Genomic DNA, 23,025 nt, shown 5'->3' on the forward strand with positions numbered 1-23,025 from the left:
TAGCACAAAAAGACTGCCCAGATATCGGGCAGCCCCGCTTATTTTCAATTAAAGAAAAGCACATTGAATAACATCTCACCTTTTATTTCAAACCATATATTTTCCAATGCTACTATAAATATAATCGCTAAAATAAATGAAGTAATTGAACAAAACACTTTATTCCTTAACCTCATGCTAGAACGTTTATAAAGTACAGTAATGAAATAAATAACAATCAACCAAATAACACCTTGTAAAACCCCTGCAACTAAGTCTATATAAGAGAGTGGTGGTTTAATAAATGGAGATAAAAAAAGATTTGTGAGTAACAGTAATATAAATAGGAAACATTGATACATGATAAATGCAATCTTTTCCATAAAAGAATGGACTCCGTTTCAGTTGAGCATAATTATTATTTAAATTATAAATCCTTAATGAAGAAAAAAACAGACAAAAAAGACAGATGAACTTAAATTCACCTGTCTTTTCTTAAAGCCTTTTAGAAAAACAACGATAGCACAAAGGTCATGATACAAACGATAAATAACAACATTAAGCTGTATTTTAACGTGTACTTAAAGATGAAAGATTCATTTCCTGTCTGACTAACAGCTGCTGCGGCAATGGCGATTGATTGAGGCGAAACTAATTTACCCATGACGCCTCCTGCTGTATTAGCGGCCACTAGTAGTGCTGGAGATGTTCCGATTTGTGTCCCAGTGACAACTTGTAGGCTTCCAAATAAGGCATTGTTATTAACCACAGAGCCTGTTAAGAAAACACCAATCCAACCAAGAATAGGACTCACAAATGGGAAGAAGTTTTCTGTTTTCGCGAGAGCAATTCCTATCGATGCACTTAAACCAGAGAAATTGGACAGATTCGCAAAGGCCATAACTAAACAAATAGTGAGAATAGGCATCCACAATTCTTTAATCGTCTTTCCTAATTCTGAGAAAGTCTGTTTCGTTGATAATGCAGGAAATAAAATACTTGTTAAAATAATCGCGATTAAAATGGCAGTTCCTGTTGCGGAAACTAAATTTAAATTCCAAATCGCTGTAACAGGGGTCGCCTCTGCCACAATAGGTGGACTTTGGACAATTTGTTCATGTAAGCCTGGAATTGGAAAGCGAATCGTTGTAAAATCAAGCATTCCCCCTGGAGCGAATAAAGACTTAAATGCAGGTAAACTCCACAGAGCGATAACGGCCGTTAAGATATAAAACGGAGACCATGCCACTACAATTTGTTTGAATTTATAAGATTGTAACGGAACTCGTTCTTCTGCTCCTGGCTCACGGTAAATAGCTTTAGGTTTCCATTTTTTCAAAAATAAGGCAAGTGCAACCATACTTAATAATGACGACAAAATGTTGGCAAGTTCAGGTCCCATAAAGATGATCGTCAATGTTTGAACAACTGTATACACACCACTTACAACAAGAATAGCTGGAAAAACTTCTTTCATCCCTTTAAAGCCATTTAAAATGACAATTAATAGAAACGGAACAGCAAATGAAATGACAGGTAACATCCAGGCAAGCATTCTTGACAATTCAAGCGTTTCTAGTCCACCTATTTGTGCCCCCGTAATAACCGGAATTCCTATTGCCCCAAAGGCACCTGAAGCAGCATTAGCAATTAAACATAGGCCGGCAGCTTTGATGGGCTTAAATCCAAGTGTGACAAGGAGTGCTGCACTAATAGCGATCGGTACACCAAACCCGGCAGCCCCTTCAAGGAAAGCATTAAAACTAAATCCAATCAATAATAACTGTAAACGATGGTCCTCTGAGATCGTTGCAATACTACCTCTAATGATATCAAATTTTCCTGACTCCACCGCAATTTTATAAAGCCACACCGCCATAATGACGATATATCCAATTGGCCAAAGAGCATTGGCTATTCCGTTTAACATCGCGGCGAGTGCATTTAGAACTGGCATATCAAATACAAACATGGCGATAAGAGCACTAGCGGCAAGCGTTAAACCCGCCGCATAGATGGCTTTCATCTTAAATAAGGTCAAAAACAACAAGAACAGGATAATAGGCAAAGCTGCTACCAAGGCACTAAATAGTTCATTGCCTAATGGATCATATTGTTGGAACCACATGATGTCATTTCTCCCTACGTATTAATTTAGGTTTTTACACTTTTTCGATCGCTTCTCGATAAATATTTTGAACGGTTTCGACACTATGAGTGAACTTTTCTTGCTCTTTCTCACTTAAGTTTAATTCCATCACTTCACGAATCCCATTCCGATTCACCGTAGTTGGTACACCAATACAAACATCTTTTGCCCCATATTCACCATCAAGATAAGCACTAACCGTTAATATTGCATTCTCGTCTTTTAAGATGGCTTTTGTGATTCGTACCAAGCTCATCGCAATGCCATAGTAGGTTGCTCCTTTTTTTTGAATAACATGATAAGCCGCATCACGTACATTTTCGTAAATTTCATCAAGATTTTCCATTTGATAAGACTCATCTTGTTTTAAATACTGTGTAATCGGCATATTCCCAACGGTTGCGGTGCTCCAAACTGCAAGCGATGTATCACCATGCTCGCCCATAATATAAGCGTGTATATGACTAGTCGAGATTTTAAAATAATCACTAAGCATAAATCGTAATCTGGCTGTATCTAGAGTGGTTCCACTACCGATAACACGATGTCTTGGTAGGCCACTAAATTTTTGAGTTGCTTGAGTCAAGATATCAACAGGGTTTGTTGCCACCAAGATAATTCCATCAAATCCACTTTCCATCACATCATTTACAAGCCCTTTAAAAATACGAAGGTTCTTTTCAACTAGTTGAAGGCGTGTTTCTCCTGGCTTTTGATTGGCTCCCGCACAAATACAAACAATATCTGCCTCTTTACAATCACTATAATCACCAAAAGATATTTTTGTTGGATAATCTGAAAAGGCTACGGCATGGTTTAAGTCCATTACATCACCGATTGCTTTCTCTTTATTTAAATCAATAATGACTAACTCCTCTGCTATTCCTTGGTTCATCATTGAAAAAGCGTAACTGCTCCCCACAAATCCTGCTCCAATCACAACAACGCGGTTTACTTTATCCGTATTTTTCATTACAATCATCCTCTCAATATACTTAAGATTTATTAGTGCCTTTCATTTCTGATTACAGTTTTATTATAACTTTATTCTAATCATTTGTGAAACACTTCACAAACTTTGTCATTAAATCGTCATAATTATAATTCCTTTTTAGATACGATCTTAAACATGAAAATAAAGCGGAAACTCGAGTGGAAGTAAGGAGCCTGCCACAAGTAAAGAGGCCACTGAAAAAGTCTCCACATCAGCTTTCTCTTAGTAAAATCAAAGGCTATTAAGTTTCTATGCAAATAGTCACTCATAGGTACAAACTGTTTTTTTTTGAACTAAAGCGGAGCTCTCGAAATGCCCGGAGACTCCTGCGGGAGAAGTGAAACACGGGAGACCCCGCAGCGGTGAGCGAGGTGGCTTATCTCTCCCCCTCACAAAGAGGCTGAAAAGAGGGCTTGTGGCTCTGACTCCCCCGGAAAGTCAAGACCAATGAGCATCAGCCCCAATTAACTTATATCCAAAAATATAAGAAAAGCCTAATGAAATCACATCAGAATTTCATCAGGCCCATCTCATTTATATAAGTCTTTTATTTTTCTGCTGTCACTGGAAAATAACGCTTTTTCATCTGCGTAGAAATAATTTCTAAAACTAACGCCACTACTAATATCGTATAAGTGATGAAGCCAACCTCTCTTAAATCAAAATAAAATCCAGAAGCCATAAAGAGTTCAAAGCCAATTCCACCTGCGCCAGCAGCTGCACCCATCGCAACAGCTACGCCAAAGTTGATTTCGAACCTCAAGAATGTCCATGATAATAAATACGTAAAGGTGGTTGGCAAGACACCACTTTTTACAACTTGCCACCAGCTTGCTCCCGTTGCCCTCAAGGCTTCCAAAATCCCTTTGTCGACTTCTTCAAATGATTCTGAAAAAGCTTTTGTTAAATAAGCGATGGAATGAAAGAGCATTCCGAGTATCGCCGCTTCACTGCCAAGCCCTGCTGCAATCGCAAAAATCAATACCCAAAGGACAGTTGGAACTGCTCTGATAAAGGCCATTATCACGCGGATTGTTTTTGATAACCAAGCCTTTGATAAGTTCAAAGCAGACATTAGTGCTAGGAAAAAGGCAATAACCCCACCAATAACCGTAGATAAAACGGCAAGCCCTAACGTCACACCAATTTGGTAAAAAGCCTCTCCCCAGCTGAAATGATTGAGCTGCGGTTCTAAAAACATTGTTTTGAGATTATATAATGTTTCTGAAATAGCCGTTGACCAGTTTAAACCCGTATAATCAAATAAAAGGAAAGCGATAATCGTACAAACGGTCAATCCTAAAATCGTCCAGTTCATAACACTTGTTATTTTATTACCAGCCTTAATATTTATTTTTCCGTTTCTAGTACGTTTAATATAAGCTGTCTCCATTACAAAATCACCTTTCGTATTTGATTAGATGCCAGTTCAATCATAATTACCGCTATAACAATCGTCATCGTAATCAAGGCGACAGCCTCATAATCTAGCATTTTATAATATAAATCGAACGTATAACCAATTCCTGTTCCAGTCAAAATTCCAACAAGTGTTGCACTTCGAATATTCGTTTCAACCATAAATAATGTCCAGCTTATCATTTGAGGTAGACATTGAGGGAGAACGGCCTTTGAAACAATTTGAAAATAGGTCGCCCCAGAAGCTTGAAGGGCTTCAAACGCACTTTGATCCGCTTCATCAATCGCTTCAATAAAAGCCCGTGTTAGAAAACCAACTGTCCCAACAAATAAAGCTAGAAAACCAGTCATTGAATTTTGTCCAAATGAAATGAGCAAAATTAATGCCCAAGCCACAACGGGAATATTACGAGATGCTGAGGCGATAAATCTGGCAAATACACTCAAAGCTCCATTTGTTCTCGTCGTTTTTGAGCCCATACACCCTAAGAATATCGATACTAGAGCCGCAATCGTGGTTGCCGCAATCGACATAAAAATCGTCTCAATCAATTTATCCATAATGCCTGGCAATTTTTCGAAGGCATCCGCTGTAATCATTAAATTTGAAACGATCCATTGAAAGGCAGCTGGCAATGTCGCCACTCCGTCAATCAAATCGAAATTTGTCACGACAGATGAAGCATAGCTAATCAAAATGACGGCGAAAAAGATCAGGCTACCTTGCCATTTTCGTTTCCGAATAATATTTTTATCCATCTCTTTTTCTCCCTACACTGTAATTAATTCTCTTGATTCCATCCCATAGACATGTTCAATCATTGTTCGATCAAGTCTAATAGGTTTTCCATCAAAGATAACTTCTCCCTTATTCAAACCGATAATTCGATCTGAATTATCTTGAGCTACCTCAACTTGGTGTAAATTAACAAGACAAGTAATTCCTAAATCAGTCGTAATCGAACGTAGGTGATCCATGATAACCTTAGATGCATTTGGGTCAAGTGAAGCAATCGGTTCGTCACATAAAATTAACTTCGGATTTTGAATCAACGCTCGGCATATTCCTACACGCTGTTGCTGGCCACCACTCAATTGGTCACAGCGTTTATACGCATGTTCTTCAATTCCCATTTGTTTCAGTAAGGAGAAGGCTTTTTCCTTCTCCTCCTCTGTAAAGTGTCCTAACATCCCAGCCAATGTTGACTTATAACCAAAACGCCCGTGTAACACATTCTCAATGACCGTTAACCGTGGAACTAGGTTATAATGCTGAAAAACCATGCCGATATTTGTCCGTAGCTGGCGTAGCTCTTTACGTTTTAATTTCGTTACATCCAACCCATTAAATAGAATCTCACCACTATTGACCTCTACTAATCGATTAAGACAACGTAACAATGTCGATTTACCTGCACCTGATGGACCGATAATCGAGACAAACTCTCCTGCGTTCACTGAAAACTCGATGTTTCTTAACACTTGGATATTCGCTTGATACGATTTACTAATTCCGTTCACTTCAAGTAAGGCCATGTGATTCACTCCCTTTTACTTATTCAAAATTAATTGGATAATTCACGAATAGGATCAAACCACTCATTTTCTACTTCTACAAATCTTTCTTCTGCACTTTTGAAAAATAATCCAGAATTCCCACTATCAGCAGGGACAAAAATCTTTTCGTTATTCGCGACCTCATCTGAAGTCATTAAATCTTTCAACTTTTGAATTTCCTCTTCACTTAGTAATTCGTGATTTACAACAAATGGAGCATTTAAGACAGGAGTTGCATGCATAATCATAAATTCCGCTTCTGGTACTGTGTTAAAAGGCTCTGCCGCTCCATCTTTTACTTTATAAATCGCCCCGACCGTATTCGCTTCACCTTCAACTAATTCCACATAGTTTTCCAAGCATGAATCACAAAATGCCGCGACATCTGCTCGTCCATTTAAGAGATTAACTGCTGAACCTTGATGAGAGTTTCCGAAAAGTACTTGGCTAAATAATGGGCCACCCTCCATTAAATCCGTCTCACTTAAATCAGCAAAATCTGATTTAGGTTGATAGTGACCGAGAATATCAGCAGCTGGAACTACAAAACCAGAAGTTGAGCTATTCGAAACAAATGACATTGTTTTCTCATGAAGTGTATCTAAAGTAAACTCACCGTCCACTTTAAAATCATCTTGTTCATCCAAATTAACTGCTAACCAGCTATAATAAACGGCATCATCTAGTGTTCCAGACCCACCTGAAGTAACGACTAGTGGCTTTAAATTTTCATTTCGATTTTGGGCTTCAATAAAACCTTGTGCTCCCATAAAAGCAATCGCTGAATTATTATTTACAATCGTCTCAATCGCAATCGCATAATCTGTTGTTAAATGATGATTTACTGTCTTTCCTGTCGCTTCTTCAATCATAGCCCCAATTTCATCTCGTGCTGTTTTCATATCAGAACCAGATTCATTCGGATACCAGACCATATCAATTTCTCCGCTACTTTCATCCACCGCAACCTTATTTTCAGTACTTGAATCATTGGTAGTATTGTCATTACTATTAGCTGCCGTGCCTGTGTTACTCTCACCTGAACAAGCGATTAATAGAAATAACCCCATAAGTACCGTAAAGATTAACCCATACTTTTTCATCATCATTTTTAGCCCCTTTTTAATAAATAGTAGACTTCCTCATTTAGTCTTAAGATTCAAAGAATTTAAAACCAACTTTATTAAAACATATTTAATTTCATTTTTTTCTATATTTACCGTTATTTAACGATAAGTATAATTCTCTTTTACATTAACTTTATTTTTGGGACTTATCAGCTCACCAACCTCCATGGGTCTTCCATAAGAACCATGGTAATCGGAGCCCCCTGTCATAAAGAGATTGTATTTTTCACATAATTGTTCCACTCGAAAATGATCTTCTTCAGAATGTTCGAAGTGATTTCGTTCAATACCATCTAAACCAGCCTCTACTAATGCCGGAACAAAATCATAAGAATCTAACTGACCAGGATGGGCCAATACGGCCATGCCACCGTCCGCTTTAATCGCTTGAATCGCTTTGATCGCATCAACATAATAAATGTCACCTTTGGCCACTCCGCCTTTAAATAACATTTGATAGAGCTGTTGATAGTCTTTTGAAGAGAAGGGATGCTTCGTCAGAGAATGCATAATATGCTGTTTATAAATGACATTGCTCATATTTGCATACTCAAATATCGACTGTCGATCTAGTTCATATCCAGTCTGCTCAATTTGCTCGATCTGCCAAATAGAATGACGGTGCCTCCGTTCAAGCAGAGGATTACATAATGCCTGAATATGAGTAGCCTTCTCGTTGTAGCCATAACCGAGAATATGTACTTTTCTATTTCGTTTAAAATCAAAGGCCGAAATTTCGATCCCAGGAATCACTTCAATCCCGTATTGCTTTCCTAATGTGAGGGCTTCTGCTAAGCTTGCTGTCGTATCATGGTCAACAAAGCTAATATGGCTAATGTCATTTCTCCTAGCCTTTTGAAGCACCTCTTCCACTGAATCCGAACCATCTGAATAATGACTATGAACATGTAGATCAGCTCTCATACACTAGCTCCTACAACAGTCAGACTTTTTGATTGCATATCATAGACTTTGTCACATAAACCATCCATAAATTCAAGGTCATGAAAAATACCAACAAGGGTCGTTCCTTCCTTCTTTAATTTTTCAATCATTTCCCTCACCTTTAATTTCGACTTTTCATCTAAACTTGCCGTCGGTTCATCTAACAAAAGAATTCTTGGTCGTTTCACTGTTGCAATCGCAATATTAAGCCTTAATTTTTCCCCACCGGAAAAGGTGTTAGGATACGTATCCCACAAAGAAGAATCCAATTCAAAATGAGTTAAAATACTTTCAGCAGCTCCAATCGCTTCTGCCTCAGATTTCCCCATTTCTAACGCCGATTGGATTACGAGTTCCTTTGCTGTCACACGTGGCATCACATTTAAAAAATTGAGAGACATAGCCAATCTCATGTTTTCTTAAATAAAGAACTTGTCGTTCGCTCGCTCGAAGCAAATCAATTTTGCCGAATCGTTCTGAATCATAATAAATTTCACCTTTATCAGGTAAATACGTTCGATAAATACTTTTTAAAATAGTCGATTTTCCACTTCCACTTTTTCCAATAATGCCGATAAACTCTCCCGCCTCAAGCGAAAAATAGATATCCTTTGTCGCTTCAATTCGTTTATTTTGATAAGAAATCGTAAAGGACTTTCCGAAGTTTTCAATCGTTAAAATCGTCATCCGATCACTTCCTCTGCGTAAGAGTTTGTTCGGTATTTGGTTTGGGTCAAAAGGACACCATTTACCATCGTCGTCGTAATCATTGGATAACCATCTTCCATTCGTTCAATGATTAAGAGATCTGCTTTTTTTCCAGGTGCAATCGAGCCAAGTTCGTGCGCAAGATTGACAGCTTTAGCAGGATTGATGGTGACCATTCGAAACATCTCTGCTAAATTCTGTCCATGTGTTTCATGCAGAGTAAAACCGCATGTAGGAGAGCAGAAGGATAGTAATCACTACATAAAATATCGGCATACTTTTGCTCAATCGCCTCACTAGCTGATAAATTGCCAGAGTGGGATCCACCTAACATCACATTTGGTGCGCCAACAATCGTTAATAACCCTTCTTCCTTTGCCTTTTTAGCGACTTCTAATGTAATCGGAAATTCACTGATCGTTGTACCAAATTCCTTCACAACCATAATTTTTTGTTCATTATCATCATCATGGGAAGCAACCGCAATCCCTTGTTGAATCGCAAATTCAGCAACTTCCTTCATGTGCTCAACCGTCATTACAGTCGCCTCTTGCCTTTCTGAAATAATGTGATCAAGCTCTTCATTTGAGACATCACGATAGCCACGTAAAGTATCGCGATACATTTCGATATTTCGGTATTGACCTTGACCTGGTGTATGGTCCATAAAGGAGAGGAGATGAATTTTTCCATCCTTGATGTTTTGTTTCAATTGATCAATTTCTAATAAATTATCAATCTCAAATCGGGCATGAAGTCTGTGGCGAATCAAGTGAGGATTATGATGCGTTTTATGAATCGCATCAACAAGCTTCTGCACATTTTCTGGATAGCGCATCGGCTTATGAGTAAACACATCTTCTCGGTAAAAAGACAACGAATGAAACATCGTCGTAATACCATTGCCAATTAAGATTTTTTCCGCTTCTCTTAAACTAGTATGCACATCCATCATACTCGTTGGTCTTGGAGAGACAATCGATTCAATATAATCTGAATGAATGTCAATAAAACCAGGTGTAATATACCCTCCGTTTGCATCAATACAAGTTGCTTCTGGATATTGATTGACTTCACTTTCAGCAATAATAGTAGTAATCACATCGTCTTTTACAACAACGGCATACCCTTCTAAAATAGTATCCTCCGTTACGACTAACCCATTGCAAATAATATACATATGACCGCTCCTTTTATAACAAAGAATAAACAAGCTGTTGAGTATAAGAATGTTGTGGATCTTCTAAAACTTGGTCAGTTAAGCCCTCTTCAATAATCGCTCCATTTAACATCACAATCGTTCGGTCGGCGAGCATTTTAATAACCGCTAAATCGTGAGAAACGACTAACATACTAATCCCTAATTCTCTTTGAATTTGCTTAATTAAATCCAAAACATTTGCTTGAACGGATAAATCAAGTCCAGTCGTCACTTCGTCCAAAAACAAAACCGGTGGGTTATTCGAGAGTGCTTTGGCGATTTGGACACGTTGTTGCATCCCTCCGGAAAAATTTCTTGGCTCTTCTTTTCTACGGTTAAGCGGGATTTGGACACTTTCTAAAAGGGCACCACCAACCCTCTCCATTTCGGACACATTTCTACTGCCTGCCGCGATTAACTTTTCGGCAATGTTTCCAATCGAGGAAACATCCATTTTCAACCCACGAATCGGATTTTGATAAACCATCCCATAATGATGATTTCGAATAAACCTTTTTTGCTGAGATGATAAGGAAAACAAATTTTTGGCTTGCCATTCCTCTACTTGTATATAAGCTTCTCCACTTGTAACCTCTAAATCAAAATATAAACATTGCATCATCGTTGACTTTCCACTACCACTTTCCCCAACTACCCCAAGAATTTCGCCTGGATACAAATCAAAGGAAACATTTTGGCAAGCATAGACTGTTCCACAAACAGGACAATAATTTTTTTCCAAAAAGCGATTGCTCGCATCGTTACAATTCGGACACCCTTCTCCAAATTGCTTTTCTAGATTCCGTACAGATAAGCTCGGCTTCTCAAACATAGTTTTCCTCCGCCTCCACTTTTTCCGAATCGTTTAAACGTTCTAAACAAAAGCTCGTATCATTACACTGGTATATCGTCTCATTCGTAACGGAATCTTGTAACTCGTCTAAGAAAACATCTTCTGCCCCACATAAACGGCATGATTTCCCTGGGAATGTTTCCACAGAAAATGGATAATCCTCAAATGCTAAGGAGTGAACATTCGTATACGGCGGGACCGCATAAATTTTCTTCTCCCTTCCTGCTCCAAGTAAAATAAGTGCCTCCGACTGATACATCTTTGGGTTATCAAATCTTGGAATCGGGCTTGGTGCCATCACATAACGGTTATTCACATAAACCGGATGATCCGCTCCTGTCGAAGTTCTTCCATACTTCATAATTTGTTCAAATAACATGAGCCAAGCTCCACTATATTCTTCTTCTGCATGAAGAATTTTCGTTTGGTGCTCCTTCGCTTCGACGTTTCGTAACGGCTCAGGTGCAGGCACTTGTAAAACGAGAATTTGTTCCTCTGTCATTGGCACTTCCGGAATCCGATGTCTTGATTGAATAATCGAAGCCTTATTTGTATGCTCCGTTATCTCGACACCAGTCGTTACATGCACAAGCTTTTTAATATTAATTGCATTAACTGACTCATCTGCTCCTTGATCAATCACTTTTAACGTATCGTTTTTCCCGATAATCGAAAGGGTAATTTGTAAACCCCCTGTTCCCCAGCCGCGAGCAATTGGCATTTCTCTAGAAGCAAAAGGAACTTGATAGCCTGGAATCGCAACAGCTTTTAATAAGGCTCTACGAATCTCCTTTTTGGATCCTTCATCAAAAAAAGCAAAATGATGGTTAGTTTCCACGCTCATTTCCTCCTTTTTTTATCTCTCGTAAGCTATCTAACTTAGATTGGAAAGTGACATAATGAGGAAGCTTTAAATGGGAAATAAATCCGGTTGATTCAACAGAATCAATGTGTAACAAAACAAACTCCTCATCATGGGTTGGAAACGTCACTTCAGGATGTTCTAAACACTGATCCAAAATACTCATCGCGATTGCTTTTGTCTCATTTTGACCAAAACAGATGCCATATCCTATTTCAAATTGCAGTTCCTCTTGTTTTGCTTTATTTTTCACTTTGATAGGAACAAAGGACTCGACCTCCGTAACCGTCACCTCCCCTAAGTAGTAATCTTCATCCGGGTCTCTACTCTCCTCAAGTGGATGTGAGATATAAATGGGAACCTCTCCTACCCTCACCTCTCCTACATTTGGGTGAACTTGACCATAACCCCGTAAAGAAGCATAGCCTAATGATGTCACCGCCCCAGTTTGTCCACGAGTTAAAGTTTGCAACTTTGCACTTCTTGGTGCTGGGAATGTAAGGCTTTGTTTCGTTATATCAAAAGGAGGCTCATTATTTTTTTCATATGTCGGAAACAACCCTTCTCTCCTCAGGTACTCAACCACTTTTGGAAAATATTCGACTTTTTCAGCAGTTTGAGCGTTTTCCCATTGCCCCAGAAATCCTTTTAACCACTCACTATTTTTAAGCGTATCTTCCTTTAACAAGTCAAAATTAAGAAGTCGATGGGTATAATCATTCGTTGCCCCAAGCAATTGTCCACCAGGAATATCTTTGAAACTAGCAGAGATCCTTCTCCTGACAAACATGTCCTCTGTCTCCACCGTTTCACTAAAATACAAACGAAGCAAAGTCGAACGATGGGCTCTCATGAGAAAAACCGCCTCTTCCATACTTCCTTCTGCTTGTTTAATCGCAAGAGCCGTTAATTTGGGTGAATATAAGCTACTTTCCGACATGATTTGGTCAATTAACGGCTTCATCGTTGCTAAAATCGTCTGAACTTCAATCATCTCTTCTTCTTTTAATCGCTCATATTTTAAGCGTTTAATCGACGCTTCAATCGCATCCGTTCCACCTTTAACTGCTACATAACCCATTCGCTCACCTTCTTTTCTACTTTTGTCGTTCTCGGAATACAAACGAGGTCTCCATTTTGAGCAGCGAAAATCATCTCGATTCCTAGTGGGTACTCCTTCACTCTCTCCAAACGCTCTCCCCACATATTGGTGACACCTTTTACTTGAAGATTTTGAACGGCTTTAATGCCTGGACCTTTTAATTGAAGTTGCGGCTCGGATGAAATAACTTCTACTTCAAAAATCCAAGTCGCTGCCTGCTGGGGATCAACTAACGTTCCGATTTTACATTGTTGTAAGGCTTGTTTTACATCAACCTCATCACTTTCTTTTAAGACAATAATAAAGTCTGCCTGTTTAACATCTGTAAACTTTGCTAACGTATAAGCGGAAATTTTATTTTTTATTTCCTCCACATTATCAGCCAAAACCGAATAACAAACTTCTGAATCTAATAAGGTTAATAACGTTAACCACATAGGTAATGCGCACGGATATTGCTCTTGATGTTGATCAGAGTTAGAGTCATCTTGTAGCACATTTGTGATCGTTCCAGGACGCGACATTCCTTTAAGGATCTCTCTAAACACCCTTTGTAAATCATGTACCTCATCGATTTGTCTCATAGTAAGGCACCTCCATTAATCAATATCCATCGCTTCAAAATTTACTTTTGTATCAAATAATTGCTGCTGCATACTTGCTCGATCCTTTTCTATTTTCTTTTCCTCGAGTAAAAGTTTATCGTTCCAATTCTTTGTCTCTGGCAGATCTAAAACATAAGCAGCATCAATAATCGCTAATTGTTGGGCCAACCCTTTCCTATCCCCCATGACTAAGCCAATGCCAATAGTCCCTTGAACCTCCACTTTAGCCTCAGTCATTAAAACCTCCCCTAAATAGAAAAGAGATTTTTGAGCCGTTTCTCTCATCTTCATCATCGTCAATCCAATTCTCGGCTCGACTATCTGTTGCCATTCATACTTGTCTGTAAGTTCCTGAGCCATTTCTCTCGCTAATATCGGTTCACCTTCTATGAAGATTTTTGTCCTTCTTCGTCTTTTCATGTTTACCCCCTCCTGTTAAATCAATCATAACTTGGCGCCAGGCTTATGTACGTTAAGGGTTTGATAACATTCCGTAAACTTTATGGACCTAGTATTAACGATATTTAATTTCTGTGAATTCCATCAAAAAAAGCCACCCTCTATGGATGACTTTGTTACATGATTAGTTTGAAATTTTATATTTGAATTTATCACTTCGATAGGAGATTTTTGTATATTCCAGTAATTTTCCTGTTTGCTCATCGATCGTATTGCTTTCTAATAAAATGAGCGGAATCATACTCGGCATGTTCAGAAGCTCTTGTTCAGCAGCGGTTGGATAAACGATGCTTAATAACGATTTATTACTTGTAAAATGTGTATATCCAAATTGGCGATAATAAGAAAACATTGACGTAATTTTCGGTCCATCCTTTTCAATAAAAGGAAACAAAACATCACTGACATATGACCGATGAATGGCTAATGGCTGTTCATCAATATAACGAACTCTTGCCACCTCATAACATGCATTTTCTTTTTGAATCTCCAGTTCTTGGTACAGTGCCTTATCATATTCCATCTTTTGAAAAATAAGATTTTCTGTTCGTAACAAATACCCTGCTTGATGCATCTTATCGGAAAAACTTTCTTCCCCCGTTAAATGCAAATGAATCAAGGAAGCCGGCTCCCTTACATACCGGCCTTTCCCTTTCTTTGCAAAGATTTGCCCACGAACTTCTAATTGATTTAAGGCATGTCGAACCGTCAAACGCGGCACACCAAATCGCTCAGCAAGTTCATTTTCAGAAGGCAACTTGTCCAAAGGAAGAACTTCTTTTGTCACAATCATATTGTTTATCTCATCAATAATTAAACTTTCCTTATTTGACTTCATACAATACATTCCACCCTCTCAAATAGAAGAGTCCTATATCGTTATTGTAGAACTAGAAACCAATAATGGAAAGTCGATAGTTGGATTTAAAGTGGGGGAGGGAGATGGCCAGTCCTTCTCAGTTTTTCTTACACAACAACACCGTCCATTTCCTTTTCAACAACGTTCCTCTCTTATTCTCAAAGCAAAAAACGAAGCCATCAGAAGAACTCCCCTGACGCTTCGTCTTTTTATTGCTAAGATAATGTTCAAGTAAAATCAAACTCCAAGAGTAACTTTGTTGAGTGGTTTCCCTTTTACAGGTAGTTCACATGTAAAAACCGAACCGGCTAAAGGCTTTATAGCCAATTTCTCTTCACTTAAACCTGTACGAGCCGTTGTGATAAATAGGGTATCGTAATTCTGTCCCCCAAACGTACAACTCGTTACATGGTCTGCTTCTACCTCTATCCGATCGATAATCTCCCCTTTTTGAGGATTGACACAGAGTACCACTCCACCACCCCACATCGCAATCCACAAATTTCCGCTTTCATCAATGGTCATTCCATCTGGATAACCCTTTTCAGATGATAGATCGATTACTGGCTCTGCCTCGCGTAATGAGATAGTCTCCTGATTGAAAGTTTGGGCAAATACTTTCTGAGTGGGCGTATCAATAAAATACATCAGCGATAGCTCTTCATTCCACGCAAGTCCATTAGAAATCGTCATGCCATCTCTTGCCTCAATTAGGTGAGCCTTATCATTCAAAACATAAAGAGAAGCGACTTCAGTTTCATTCCCTTCGCACATTGAACCAATCCAATACCTGCCAAAAGGATCACATTTCCCATCATTAAAACGCATCCACTTTTTTGCCGGAATAGCCGCTATTTTTCTCGACTGCTTTCGTTCTGCATCAAAAATAACGAGCTCATTTCCAGTCGAGATAAGCCATTCTTGTCCATTTATTTTTCCTACACTCGTAACAGGATGTGAAAAATGAACTTTTCTTGTTAGCCTAGTTTCCGGCTCTAAAAATAATAATTGTTGTTGTTTAATATCAACAAACACCAATTGCTTTGACTCCTCATCCCATACCGGACCTTCTAAAAGTTCTCCAGTATGTTCCCAAAGTAATTGAGCTTTCATTATTATCCTCTCCTTTTGGCGTTTTTGGTTTGGGGTAAGCAAGTCCAATAACTGAGTGAATCCTTAACCTTAAGATAATCCGATTATTTCACGGTTCTCATTAATATCCATACCATTAGCTGCTGGAGTTTTCGGAAGGCCTGGCATTGTCATTATCGAACCTGTTAAAGCGACAATGAAACCGGCACCTGCTGAAACTTTTAACTCTCTTACTGTTAAGGTAAATCCAGTAGGAGCTCCGAGCAAAGTTGGATTATCAGAGAAAGAATATTGTGTTTTCGCCATACATATCGGTAATTTATCTAAGCCAAGGGCGACAATTTCCGTGATTTGTTTTCTTGCAGCCGGTGTGTACTCCACCTGCTCAGCTCGATAAATCTCAGTTGCTATCGTCTTGATCTTTTCTTCAATTGAATTATCTACATCATAAAGAGGTGCATAAGTGGACGTTTTCGTTTCACAGATTTCGACGACCTTATGAGCTAAATCGACCGCTCCTTCTCCACCTTTCCTAAATACATCGGTGAGAATGACGTCAACTCCTTTAGCCGCACATCTCTCTTTTAGGCGTTCAATTTCTAATTCAGTATCTGTTGGAAATTGATTAATCGCAACTACTGTCGGCACACCAAATTTCGCTAGGTTTTCTAAGTGTCTTTCTAGATTCACGATTCCAGCGTCTAGTGCTGCTAAATTCTCATGAGCGAGTTCTGCTTTTGCGACTCCCCCATTCATTTTTAACGCTCGAATGGTCGCCACGATGACTGTCGCACTTGGCTGTAAATTAGCATATCTACTTTTAATATCAAAAAACTTCTCCGCTCCTAAATCGGCTCCAAAACCTGCTTCAGTTACAACATAATCAGCTAATTTTAAACCAATTTTTGTCGCCATTACAGAGTTACAGCCATGAGCGATATTCGCAAAAGGCCCACCATGTATAAATGCAGGTGTATTTTCAATCGTCTGAACTAAGTTAGGCATAATCGCATCTTTTAATAATAATGCCATTGCTCCTGTTGCCCCCAGTTCTTCAGCCGTAATGACCTTGCCCTCGTAAGTATAGGCAACAACCATTCTAGACAGACGCTCCTTTAAATCTGTCAAGCTTGAAGAAAGACAGAGGATCGCCATAATTTCAGAAGCGACTGTAATATCAAAGCCACTTTCCCTCATCACACCATCATATTTTCCTCCTAATCCAATCACTACATTACGAAGTGCCCGATCATTCATGTCCATAACTCGTTTCCAAATAACTTTCTTCGGATCAATATGTAAGGCATTCCCTTGATGGATATGGTTATCAAGTAAGGCAGCAAGTAAATTATGAGCTGAGGTAATGGCATGAAAATCTCCAGTAAAATGAAGATTAATATCTTCCATTGGCACAACTTGTGAATACCCTCCACCCGCTGCTCCACCTTTTATCCCAAAGACTGGACCAAGTGATGGTTCTCTTAAAGCGGTAATCGTTTTCTTGCCAATTTTATTTAATCCCATAGAAAGTCCAACATTAACAGTTGTTTTCCCTTCCCCTGCTGGTGTAGGGTTAATCGCTGTCACAAGAATTAACTTTCCATCCGGTTTGTCTTCTAATCTTGATAATACATCTAATGAAACCTTTGCTTTATATTTACCATATAACTCTAACTCTTCTTCTTTAATCTCCAAATATTTTGCCATTTCACTAATTGGAAGCATCTTCGCCTCTTGTGCAATTTGAACGTCTGTTTTCATAGTTCCTCCAAGTATGTAAAAATAGTTTTCGATTGCCTCAAGTCATATAAAAGTAAAATTCCACTATGTAACCATTTCATCCTCAATCATATTTGCCGCTCTATTTCCCCTCTTCCCATCTAAAATTATTCCTACCCTTACTATACCAAAAAATGAAGGGGTGGATGAGGGAAGTTTTTATCTTAGAATAATATCGACAGCCTTTGATTTCCCTTTGCACCCCCTGATTCTCTCACTTTTGGAATCATTGACTCCCTTTGATTCCCTTTGGCCCCCTAATTCCATTGCTTTAGGAATCACAAGCTAGAAAAAACCTTTTTATTAACAAAAAAAGAAGTCATTTTGAACTCCTTTTCAAAATGAACCCCTTTTCCTTATTAAACATTCACCCTATTCAATAAATTAATGACATCGGTCAAATCATTTACCATAAAGTCGGGTTCAATTTCATTTAGTGACATTTGATTGTTTCGATTTACCCAAACACTTTTTATCCCTAGCTTTTGGACTCCGAGAACATCCTGTGTTAATGAATCTCCCACATGCAAAACTTCCTCCGCCTTCACTTCCCCTAACCTTAAAGCTTCCTTAAACATATCCGGTCTCGGCTTATAAGAGCGAACATCCTCACTTGTAATCACTCCATTCACTTCTATTTCATGATACTCGAGTGCTTCCATAAGCTCCTCACGATCAACATTAGCGAGAATATAGACGGGTACATCCACTATCGCAAAAAAGGAAATGGCATCAGCATAAATAGCTGGACGCTTCCATTGGTCAAACATTTTTTCACTTAGAATGAGTGCATCTAAAGAAGCTTGAAAATGGGTCAACGTTTTTTGGATAGAAATAATTTCGACCTGTCGTTGTGACAAGAAATTGGCCCCATAGCTTTTTGTGAATAAATGATAAAATTGATTCCACCAGTATGTAGCAATTTCATTAATACTTATGTCTTTTAATGGGGAGGCTGCTTGAATTTCTAAACTAACCTCATAAATCACTTCCCCGACATCATGGACAACAGTTCCATAAAAATCTAAAAAAATTGCTTTTATTGACATAAGCCTATCTCCTTCCATATTTCCAAAAATGGCTACAATGATTGGTTGATTTATTGCGAGTATCAAAAGGAGCGTGACCTTATATAAACCATTATGTAAAAAAGAAATCGTAATAAGGTTTTATCATCTCTTTCTCTTAAAAAAGGCCCATTTTGGCTTTTACCTTATATTCGCTTTTCTTTAATCGATATCCTGTAAAAAAAGGGTAAAGATCCTTACATTCATTAGATTAATTAAAAAAGAGAGTGACCTTTTATAAGACAACTCTCATTCTACTCTTTTATTTTAGACTCCTTTTTATTACCGTTAACACATTTACTATTTAATAGAACTTTTGCATCTTACATAGAAAAACCCCTTCAAATAGAAAGTAAGAACAAAAGCCTACGCTCTTCCATTTCTACATGTAGGGGTACTATTAATGTATAATTGATAAAACCTTCTATAATTAGTACCTTATTTCATCGCATTTGCTGCAATCGCAGCTCCGAAAAGACCCGCTTCTGCTTTTAGCTTACTTACTCTTAGTCGCTTTTCAATCCCACTCTGAACTGGGTTTACAACAAGCTTCTTCAGCTCTTTTTTGATTAAATCTAGCAGCCATGGTTGATGATTGACTACTCCGCCTCCTAGTACGATGATGTCGGGATCGAGTACACAAAAGATTTGATGCAGCCCTTTTGCTATATCTTGAGTCATTTGAGTGACTATCTCTTGAGCCAAAGGGTCACCCTGCACAAATCGGTCCATTAATTGTATGACCGCATCTTTTGATTGTAAGTTCAATCGATTAACGCATTTTTTAGTAAGTGATGTTCCTGAAGCCTTTTCTTCTAACGTTTCTTTCTCATCACGGCCAACATAAGTAAGCCCAATTTCTCCAGCCATTCCGGCTCCACGAATTACTTCGCCTTTTTGAATAAAACAAGCGGAAATCCCTGTACTAATCGTTACGAAGGCCATTAACTCATTTTGTAATTGATGAGCGAGCCATTCTCCTTTTGCCGCCATATAGACATCATTATCAATCATAATTTCAGCTGTCGGAAAATTGTTTTGTAACCTTGAAACGAGTGGAAAGTCCCGCCAAGGTAAATTATTTTGATAAATGGCCATACCTTTCATTATGTCTACTTTACCTGGAAGCCCAACTCCAATGAATTGAACCTCTTTTTCCCTCACACCCGCCTCATTCAGTACATATTGAAACGCTAATAAAAGTTGTTCATACATCGTCTCGGCACTCTCTGTCCTACTAGGAAGGGTCTTTTGTGCATAGATGACTCCAGCTTCATTCAGTAAGGCAGTTGCGATTTTTGTTCCCCCAACATCAGCTGTTAACATATAATTCACGGCTTATCCTCCTTACATTAGAGGTTTAATTCGACTACTTGTGATAAGTTTTTTGGTTTGTCTGGATCATAGCCTAATCGCAAAGCTCGATAATACGCTAAATATTGTAATAGTGGCACATATAAAACAAGTCGATTTCGGTCTGAGATTTCCTGACCTATTGTTAAGGTATAGTCAGCTTCAAATGTTTCTGAATAAGGTCCAAGTGCAAGTACTTTTCCTCCTAACCTTTGAATATCTTTCACTAAATCTTGATCTAAATCTTCTGTTTGCTTTTGTGACATCACTACAACGACCGTTCTGTCGTCAACAATTGAAATCGGTCCATGACGAAACTCGAGATTGGAATAACTCTCACATTCTGTTTGTGTCATTTCTTTTAATTTCAACGTTACTTCCTTCGCTAACCCATTGTAGTAGCTAGCCCCTAAATAAATAAATCGTCGATATGTTAACTCAGCCGCAAACCTCTTGACTGAATCTTGCATTAATAATAAGTCCCCGACTAATCGGGGGATCTCCTTCAATTCTGTCCAATCCTCTTTTGCATCCATTAGTTTAGTTGTATATAATTGCAGGGCGTATAACATATTTGTAAAAGATTGCGTCATGACAACACTTTTTTCATTAATATGTTCTAAAGCAATAACTTCATCTGCTAATTCAGCCAAAGGACTCTCTTCAAAACAAGTAACCGCAAATGAACTAGTATTCGTTTTTTTATTAATAAACTTCAATGCAGCTACTGCCTCACTCGTTGTTCCGGAGCGAGAAATAACGACTACTTTATACGTTTTATTTTCGGTAAAATAAACGTCAGGATTCAAAAAGATTTCAGATGCAGGTACGGCCGATGCAAATTGTCCTGTGACGCTTTGGAAGTATTTCGCAGCTGAAATCGCTAGATAAAAGGACGTGCCACATCCAATGAAATAATGCATATCGACACTCTCTTTTTTAAACTTTTGCTTATTTATAATCTCGTACGTGTCCTTCATTTTATTTGCCTGTTCACTAATCTCTTGGTACGTATACATATTTCTTCATCCTCTCCAAATGAATTCATGATAACTTTTCTATTTTTATCTCGGCTTGAAAGCTCTTAATATCTGATGTCTTAATACATCCTGCATATAAATGAAGAGCATTAGACATTCCGCAAGCAACCCCTAATTTCAACGTTTGTTCAATCGATAGATTCGAGAGAAAGCCTGCTGTTAACCCAGCGACCATTGCATCTCCACTGCCTACTGTATTTTTCACCTCTAGTAATGGTGGCGTCAGGCTGTATTGACCTTCTTCACCAATGTAGAGAGCACCGTTTGCCCCTAACGAAAGACAAACATGTGGAATTCCTAGGTCAAGTAGTTTCTCCGCTGCCCTTATCATCTCTTGTCTAGACAACTTTTCTTTTCCTAACCAGTTCATTAATTCAGGCTCATTTGGTTTAATCAAAAAGGGCTTTTCACTAAGTGCGGCTTGAAAAGGTTCGCCACTCGTATCCAATATCGCTTTCGCCTTCGCGTGATCAATGATCTTGATTAATTGTCCATAGGCATTGATAGGAACTCCTTTTGGTAAACTCCCCGATAACACAACGAACTCACTTTGACTCGCTAATTGGTGGACAAGCTGACAAAGCTCTCCCCATTTCGCTTGATGAACAGTCGGCCCCTGTTCCAATAATTCTGTCTCTTGACCATTTCCATCAGCCATTATGTTGAGACATTCTCTCGACTCGTCTTCTATTTGAATAAATCGGTGTGGAATTGACCTTTCATTTAATAATTTCTGCACTTTTAAGCCATTAAATCCACCACTAAAACCTGACACTTTTACTTCATACCCAAGAGCTTGCAAAACTTTAGCGACATTAATTCCTTTGCCACCAGGTTCTTCATGTACTTGCTTAATTCGATTCGTTTTCCCTTTTTGAAAATTCGACAGAAAATACGTTTTATCTAATGCTAGATTGAGTGTGATTGTTGTAATCATAACGAAGACCCTTTGATTTAGATTGAAGAACGGTTATCTTTTCCTTCACGAGTGCTTTTACTGCTTCAGTGCCTGGGACAAAATATTTTCTCGGATCATCCTCCTCTGAATGTTCGGAAAAATATTGACGGAGCTCTTTCGCATAAATAAGCTTTAATTCGGTTGAAAAATTCACCTTTGAAACCCCGTAATCCAATGCCTTTTGTACGGCATCATCAGCAATACCAGAAGCACCGTGCATCACAATAGGACAAGCAACTCGTTCGTTGATTTCCTTTAATAAATCAAATTGTAAGTTTGGCTCCTTTTTATACATGCCATGAGCCGTTCCAAAGGCAGGAGCAAATGAGTCAATACCGGTTTGCTTAACAAAAAATTCAGCCATTTTTGGATCGGTATAAACGACTTCCTCTTCATTTACAACTAAATCGTCCTCTACACCACCAATTGTGCCAAGCTCTGCTTCAACTGGCACATCAAGCAAATGAGCAACTTCTGTCACCTTTTTAACGAGTGCGATATTATCCTCCAAAGCTAAGTGAGAACCGTCTATCATCACCGACGTATAGCCCGCTCTTAAACATTTCATAACGATATCAAAGGAATCACCATGATCTAAATGTAAGGCAACAGGAACCTTGGCTTGTTTAGCCGCTGATTCAGCCATTGCTTTCATATACTCAATCCCGACATATTTAATTGTGCCTGGTGTTGTTTGTAAAATAACGGGCGAACCCATCTCCTCGGCTCCAGCAATAATGGCCTTCATGATCTCTAAATTATGAGCTCCAAAAGCCCCAATCGCATAATGATTTTGATAAGCATCCTCTAATAATTGTTTAGTAGAAACTAATGACACATCATTCACTCCTCATCCGTTAATGGGTTGTTGGTACAAGTTAATCTTAGAAAAAATCATAGACTTTTTACATACAGGT

The 23,025-nt window shown here is 38.5% G+C and carries 21 protein-coding genes and 2 pseudogenes; all 23 read right to left on the reverse strand.

What is annotated here, in order from left to right; genetic code table 11:
* Window positions 1–44: 44 nt before the first annotated feature.
* The 23 genes and pseudogenes from BALCAV_RS00865 to fba all read right to left on the reverse strand — a co-directional run bounded on the left by BALCAV_RS00865 (window position 45) and on the right by fba (window position 22,946).
* Complete coding sequence (locus BALCAV_RS00865; RefSeq protein ID WP_003324551.1) at window positions 45–362, reverse strand: hypothetical protein; 318 nt, start codon at window positions 360–362, stop codon at window positions 45–47.
* A 122-nt stretch (window positions 363–484) separates the two neighbouring features.
* Window positions 485–2,107, reverse strand: coding sequence for a lactate permease LctP family transporter (locus tag BALCAV_RS00870; RefSeq protein WP_003324550.1), 1,623 nt, complete (start codon window positions 2,105–2,107; stop codon window positions 485–487).
* 34 nt (window positions 2,108–2,141) lie between these two features.
* Complete coding sequence (locus tag BALCAV_RS00875; RefSeq protein ID WP_003324549.1) at window positions 2,142–3,101, reverse strand: L-lactate dehydrogenase; 960 nt, start codon at window positions 3,099–3,101, stop codon at window positions 2,142–2,144.
* 568 nt (window positions 3,102–3,669) lie between these two features.
* Entirely contained in the window at window positions 3,670–4,515 is an 846-nt protein-coding gene (locus tag BALCAV_RS00880; protein WP_003322836.1) for an ABC transporter permease subunit, read from the reverse strand.
* Window positions 4,515–5,300, reverse strand: coding sequence for a phosphonate ABC transporter, permease protein PhnE (gene phnE, locus BALCAV_RS00885; RefSeq protein WP_003322837.1), 786 nt, complete (start codon window positions 5,298–5,300; stop codon window positions 4,515–4,517). Before phnE ends, BALCAV_RS00880 begins: the two co-directional genes overlap by 1 nt.
* A 12-nt stretch (window positions 5,301–5,312) precedes the next feature.
* On the reverse strand, window positions 5,313–6,077 hold the full coding sequence (phnC, locus tag BALCAV_RS00890; RefSeq protein WP_003322838.1) for a phosphonate ABC transporter ATP-binding protein: 765 nt from the start codon (window positions 6,075–6,077) through the stop codon (window positions 5,313–5,315).
* 29 nt (window positions 6,078–6,106) lie between these two features.
* Window positions 6,107–7,204: a PhnD/SsuA/transferrin family substrate-binding protein gene (locus BALCAV_RS00895; RefSeq protein ID WP_003322839.1), complete on the reverse strand. Its 1,098-nt coding sequence runs from the start codon at window positions 7,202–7,204 to the stop codon at window positions 6,107–6,109.
* Window positions 7,205–7,324: 120 nt separating this feature from the next.
* Entirely contained in the window at window positions 7,325–8,149 is an 825-nt protein-coding gene (locus BALCAV_RS00900) for a PHP domain-containing protein (protein WP_003322840.1), read from the reverse strand.
* Window positions 8,146–8,857, reverse strand: a pseudogene (locus BALCAV_RS00905) (phosphonate C-P lyase system protein PhnL). Before BALCAV_RS00905 ends, BALCAV_RS00900 begins: the two are co-directional and overlap by 4 nt.
* Window positions 8,854–10,058, reverse strand: a pseudogene (phnM, locus tag BALCAV_RS00910) (phosphonate metabolism protein PhnM). Before phnM ends, BALCAV_RS00905 begins: the two co-directional pseudogenes overlap by 4 nt.
* Before the next feature lie 13 nt (window positions 10,059–10,071).
* A complete protein-coding gene (locus BALCAV_RS00915) occupies window positions 10,072–10,911 on the reverse strand; it encodes an ATP-binding cassette domain-containing protein (protein WP_003322844.1) in 840 nt (279 codons plus the stop codon).
* Window positions 10,904–11,770 carry an alpha-D-ribose 1-methylphosphonate 5-phosphate C-P-lyase PhnJ gene (locus tag BALCAV_RS00920; RefSeq protein WP_003322845.1) on the reverse strand — a complete coding sequence of 289 codons (867 nt, stop codon included), beginning with the start codon at window positions 11,768–11,770 and terminating at the stop codon, window positions 10,904–10,906. The genes BALCAV_RS00915 and BALCAV_RS00920 overlap by 8 nt, the downstream gene beginning before the upstream one ends.
* Window positions 11,760–12,875 carry a carbon-phosphorus lyase complex subunit PhnI gene (locus tag BALCAV_RS00925; RefSeq protein ID WP_003322846.1) on the reverse strand — a complete coding sequence of 372 codons (1,116 nt, stop codon included), beginning with the start codon at window positions 12,873–12,875 and terminating at the stop codon, window positions 11,760–11,762. Before BALCAV_RS00925 ends, BALCAV_RS00920 begins: the two co-directional genes overlap by 11 nt.
* Complete coding sequence (phnH, locus tag BALCAV_RS00930; RefSeq protein ID WP_003322847.1) at window positions 12,863–13,480, reverse strand: phosphonate C-P lyase system protein PhnH; 618 nt, start codon at window positions 13,478–13,480, stop codon at window positions 12,863–12,865. The genes BALCAV_RS00925 and phnH overlap by 13 nt, the downstream gene beginning before the upstream one ends.
* A gap of 15 nt (window positions 13,481–13,495) precedes the next feature.
* Entirely contained in the window at window positions 13,496–13,921 is a 426-nt protein-coding gene (phnG, locus tag BALCAV_RS00935; RefSeq protein ID WP_003322848.1) for a phosphonate C-P lyase system protein PhnG, read from the reverse strand.
* 163 nt (window positions 13,922–14,084) lie between these two features.
* A complete protein-coding gene (locus BALCAV_RS00940; protein ID WP_003322849.1) occupies window positions 14,085–14,798 on the reverse strand; it encodes a GntR family transcriptional regulator in 714 nt (237 codons plus the stop codon).
* Between the two features lie 258 nt (window positions 14,799–15,056).
* Complete coding sequence (locus tag BALCAV_RS00945; protein ID WP_003322850.1) at window positions 15,057–15,932, reverse strand: SMP-30/gluconolactonase/LRE family protein; 876 nt, start codon at window positions 15,930–15,932, stop codon at window positions 15,057–15,059.
* 69 nt (window positions 15,933–16,001) lie between these two features.
* Window positions 16,002–17,672 carry a formate--tetrahydrofolate ligase gene (locus tag BALCAV_RS00950; protein ID WP_003322852.1) on the reverse strand — a complete coding sequence of 557 codons (1,671 nt, stop codon included), beginning with the start codon at window positions 17,670–17,672 and terminating at the stop codon, window positions 16,002–16,004.
* A 377-nt stretch (window positions 17,673–18,049) separates the two neighbouring features.
* Window positions 18,050–18,739: an HAD family hydrolase gene (locus BALCAV_RS00955; protein ID WP_003322853.1), complete on the reverse strand. Its 690-nt coding sequence runs from the start codon at window positions 18,737–18,739 to the stop codon at window positions 18,050–18,052.
* 456 nt (window positions 18,740–19,195) lie between these two features.
* A complete protein-coding gene (locus BALCAV_RS00960; protein ID WP_040323296.1) occupies window positions 19,196–20,083 on the reverse strand; it encodes an ROK family protein in 888 nt (295 codons plus the stop codon).
* 26 nt (window positions 20,084–20,109) lie between these two features.
* A complete protein-coding gene (locus BALCAV_RS00965; protein WP_003322855.1) occupies window positions 20,110–21,129 on the reverse strand; it encodes an SIS domain-containing protein in 1,020 nt (339 codons plus the stop codon).
* Between the two features lie 25 nt (window positions 21,130–21,154).
* Window positions 21,155–22,087, reverse strand: a complete 933-nt coding sequence (gene pfkB, locus BALCAV_RS00970; protein ID WP_003322856.1) for a 1-phosphofructokinase — start codon at window positions 22,085–22,087, stop codon at window positions 21,155–21,157.
* Window positions 22,050–22,946 carry a class II fructose-1,6-bisphosphate aldolase gene (gene fba / locus BALCAV_RS00975; RefSeq protein WP_003322857.1) on the reverse strand — a complete coding sequence of 299 codons (897 nt, stop codon included), beginning with the start codon at window positions 22,944–22,946 and terminating at the stop codon, window positions 22,050–22,052. The genes pfkB and fba overlap by 38 nt, the downstream gene beginning before the upstream one ends.
* Between the last annotated feature and the right edge of the window lie 79 nt (window positions 22,947–23,025).

This window comes from Alkalihalobacillus alcalophilus ATCC 27647 = CGMCC 1.3604 (assembly GCF_000292245.2).
Lineage (GTDB): Bacteria > Bacillota > Bacilli > Bacillales > Bacillaceae_D > Alkalihalobacillus > Alkalihalobacillus alcalophilus.